Consider the following 4,120-nt stretch of genomic DNA (forward strand, 5'->3'; position numbering starts at 1 on the left):
CTTCGACAATCCCGCCAGCTCCAGGCAGAGCGGGCCGGAGGCCGAGTTCGTCTTCGCGTGGAACGCGGCGGCTACTCGGGGCGACTCCATCACCGTCACCAAGGCCATGTGGGACAAGGCGTGCGAGTGGGCCTGGGGAGATCGACCCATGGTGGCGCTGAGGTTCTACGATTCCGAGACGATTGAGACGGGACCGAGAATGGACCTGGCCGTCGTCAGCCTCTTGACCTTGACGGAGATGGTGGACCGGATCGCCCAGCTCACCGACGACCTGGAGGCCGAGCGGGCCGCAACCAAGCGGCTCGTGCACGAGATGCGTCCGGCGGCGTGAGCTACGTTGTCCCTGACCGCACCGAGCATGGCCCGTTGACCATGTTGAGCGTGCGAAGTCCACTGCTGGAGCGTCCAGTCGTCCGGCCGCGCGTCGTTCCACTCCCGCCGGTCACCGAAATGCCTCCGCCGGAACGGGGCGAGGAGGTCAAGGGCTCGGTCGGAGATACCGACGGCGCCGATTCCACGGCGACGACGACCTCGGTGCCACGTGCTCGATCCCGGCGACGCCATGTCCGGCTCGGGTTCAAGGTTGTCACCCTGATTGGCCTGGTCGTCCTCGTCCTCACCCAGCGGACCCTCATCGGCTCCTCCCTCAGGGTGCTCGCCCACCTCAACTGGGTCTGGCTCCCGCTGGCTGTGGAGCTCGAGTCGGCGTCGATCGCCATGTTCGCCCGTATGCAGCGCCGTCTGCTGAGGGCAGGCGACGCCAAGGTCGGGCTCTGGCCCATGCTGGCAACGACCTACGCGGGCAACGCCATATCGGTGTCGGTGCCGCTGGCCGGCACCCAGATCGGGACCGCCTACGCCTTCCGGCGGTTCAGGAGGTTGGGCGTGGACGGGACACTGGCCGGGTGGGCTCTGGTCGTCGCCGGCGTCGTCTCGTCCCTGGCCTCGGCAATGATCCTGGCAGTCGGGGCCATTCTCTCCGGTAACGACGTCGTGGCCGTGACGGGCGCGCTCGGTGGGGTCCTCGGCGTCATCGTCGTGGCGGTCGCATCGCTTGCCATCCGACACGATCGCGTCGAGAAGATGGTGGACCGCCCGATTGTCTGGGTCCTTCACCGGGTGCAGCGCCTGATCAACTGGCCGGTCGGGAGTGCGCGGGAGGTCATCGAGTCCGCGATGGCCCGCCTGCGACGCCTGCACCTGAGCCGGTCCGACTGGGCCAAGGTGCTCGGGCTCGCCTTCGGGAACTGGCTGGCGGATGTCGGCGTGCTGGCTGTGAGCCTTCTTGCCGTTGGGGCCGACGTGCCGTGGCACGGCCTGCTCTTCGCCTACGGGGTCGGTGCGGCGGTCGGAAGCCTCGGGCTCACCCCCGGCGGCCTCGGGGTGGTGGAGGGCACCCTGGCGGTTGCGCTGATGGGAGCAGGGGTCCACCACGGCGAGGCCCTCGCCGGAGTCCTGCTCTATCGCTTCATCAGCCTCTGGATGGTGAGTGGAGTCGGCTGGCTCGTCTATCTCCTGGGCCATGGCGGTGGCGCCGACGCCCACCCCGGGACTCCGAGCCGGGCGCCGAGACCAGCGTTGTAGCAGAGCCTCCGGTCCCTCTCGGCGTCTATGTCGGCGCGTTCGTCCTTCCCAGCTTCTTGCGCGACGACGATGCGGTGGCCGCTGCCATCTGTGATCAGACATCCACCGCGGTTGCACGAGCGTCGCGTCGTCGACACCGCTCTCTTGCGTCTCACGAGACCTGCGGATCGGGCCTTTGTAACCCACTCGCCTATCCCTAGGTAGCTCCACTTCGACCCACAGGACGGTGATCGTGCTCACACAACCCGTAGCTCCCCTTGCGTCCGGCCCAGAAGCGACCAGACACGGCTCGGATCGCTCGACTCAACACGGCACGGCCGGCGGGGTCCCGAGGGGTCGGTTTGGCCGCGCTGCTCGCCTCGGCGGCCTGGCCGGGCACACCGTGGCCACCCGGGCTCGGACGCGGGTGCACCAGGCTCGTGGAGGCGACGCCGCCGAGGCCGCTGAGCGGGCCAGCCAGGAGCGGCTGGCCGAGCGCTACGCCGCAGCCCTGGGCGAGATGAAGGGGGCAGCCATGAAGGTGGGCCAGATCCTGTCTTTCGTCGACGCCGACGGCCTGGTGTCGGCCCCCAATCTCGAGACCTTCCAATCGGCGCTGGCCCGGCTCCAGGACGACGTGCCGCCGTTGTCCGAGCGTGAGATCGCATCGGTGATCGAGGCAGAGCTCGGGGCGTCTCCGGACGATATCTTCGCCTTCTTCTCGCCCCGCCCGATCGCCGCCGCCTCCATCGGCCAGGTCCACCTCGCCCGCTTGGCCGACGGTACCGAGCTGGCCGTCAAGGTCCAGTATCCCGGCGTGGCCGACGCCATCCGGGCTGACCTGGCCAACACCGAGATGCTCGCCTCGATCATCAAGGCCGGAATCGGTCTGCTGGGCCCGAAGGCGCCAAGGCTCGATCCGAGGGCCGTGGTTGAGGAGGTACAAGATCGCATAGGAGAGGAGCTGGACTACCGGGTGGAGGCCGCGAACCAGCAGGAGTTCGCCACGATCTACGACGGGCATCCCTTCATCCATATCCCGGCGGTTCACCCCGATCTGTCTACCGGCCGGGTACTCACCATGGACTACGTCCACGGACGGCGTTGGGCCGAGGCGATCGACGCGGACGACGCCCTTCGCTGGCGATGGGGAGAAGCCATCTTCCGGTTCGTCTTCTCCAGCCTGCACCGCCACGGCGTGTTCAACGCCGACCCTCACCCCGGGAACTACCTGTTCCACGACGACGGTACCGTCACGTTCCTCGACTTCGGCGCCGTCAAGCGGTTCACCCCCGCGCAGCTCTCGGTGATGTCGGCCGTGGTGGACGCCGCTCTCGCCAGCGATGCCAACGGCGTGCTCCGCGCCTTCGTCGGACTGGGCATGCTGAGCGAAGACGACGCGAAGAGCATCGACCCGGACCGGCTCCTCGAGTTCTACCGCTACGCGCTCAGGGACCGCTGGGACGACCAGCCCTTCACCCAGACACCGGAGTTCGCCGCTGAGATCGTGGCCCGCTCCTACGAGCCCCTCGGACCTTGGTACGACGTGACACGACGGATTCAGATGCCCAAAGACCTTGTCCTCCTGAATCGCATCAACCTCGGCGCCAGTTCGGTGCTCGGGCACCTCTACGCAACCTCTGATTGGCGGGCGATCGACGACGAGATCCGCCACGGCGGATCGCCGAGCACGGAGCTCGGCCGTCTGGAGGCCCAATGGCGAACCGGGAACGCGGCACGGGTCGTCCCATATCGCAGCGGCCGCTCATTGGCCAGGACCGGCGCCGGTCGTCTCCCGTCGGTGCCTGACGCAACTCCCTTGGCTATCTGATACCGCGACGATCGCGAAAACGCGGAGAGCATCTATCCGCTTGGCCATGAACCGCTCGCAGTCGGGCGAGATGGCGTTGTCCTGCTCGGACACCATGTACCACTTCGGCAGGTCCTTCCAGATCAGTTCGGCGTGTCGGCTGGGAGCTTTATCGGATAGGGCTCGCTGAAGTCGGCGGAGCGGCTCACTTCGCTCCATCTTCGGTCCTCGGCGAGGAGTTGCGCGTCGAGGCCGATCGAGCCTTCGACGGCGTTCACGCCGAGAGGCAGGTGGTAGGGGATGTTGCGGCGTTTGGCGACCTGTACGAGGATCTCGGCCGCGCGCGTCGGGTCCCCTGCGGGGCCGTCGGTGCTCTGCCGGACGCGGCTGTTCATGGCGCCGACCGTCGGGGCATAGGCCTCGGGGATGTCGTGGACGGTCATCGAGGAGCCGGCCCAGTCGGTCCGAATGCCGCTCGGCTCGACGACCATGACATTCACGCCGAACGGCGCGGTCTCGGCCCGCAGCACCCGGCTGAAACCGTCGATCGCGAACTTGGCGGCCTGGTACGAGGCGATCCCGGGTGAACCGCCAACGCGTCCGCCCACGGACGAGATCTGCATTACGAGGCCCCCACCTTGCTCCCGAAGGACCGGGATCGCCGCTTTGGAGACGTGGTAGACGCCCCAGAAGTTGGTCTCGAACTGGGCGCGGAAGTCTTCGTCGTCGGTGGTCTCGATCGGTGAG

At 67.7% G+C, this 4,120-nt stretch carries 4 protein-coding genes; 3 read left to right on the plus strand and 1 reads right to left on the minus strand.

Features of this window, described 5'->3' with window-relative positions:
• The 3 genes from VGF64_18110 to VGF64_18120 all read left to right on the plus strand — a co-directional run.
• The coding region (locus VGF64_18110) for a hypothetical protein (GenBank protein HEY1636674.1) at positions 1–331 on the plus strand (331 nt) is incomplete at its 5' end.
• A gap of 119 nt (positions 332–450) precedes the next feature.
• Positions 451–1,584, plus strand: coding sequence for a lysylphosphatidylglycerol synthase transmembrane domain-containing protein (locus VGF64_18115; GenBank protein ID HEY1636675.1), 1,134 nt, complete (start codon positions 451–453; stop codon positions 1,582–1,584).
• 382 nt (positions 1,585–1,966) lie between these two features.
• Positions 1,967–3,394 carry an AarF/ABC1/UbiB kinase family protein gene (locus VGF64_18120; protein HEY1636676.1) on the plus strand — a complete coding sequence of 476 codons (1,428 nt, stop codon included), beginning with the start codon at positions 1,967–1,969 and terminating at the stop codon, positions 3,392–3,394.
• A 122-nt stretch (positions 3,395–3,516) separates the two neighbouring features.
• Here VGF64_18120 and VGF64_18125 read toward each other — a convergent pair.
• On the minus strand, positions 3,517–4,120 hold a 604-nt coding region (locus VGF64_18125), incomplete at its 5' end, for an SDR family NAD(P)-dependent oxidoreductase (GenBank protein HEY1636677.1).

The organism is Acidimicrobiales bacterium (genome assembly GCA_036491125.1).
In the GTDB taxonomy this organism is placed as follows: domain Bacteria; phylum Actinomycetota; class Acidimicrobiia; order Acidimicrobiales; family AC-9; genus AC-9.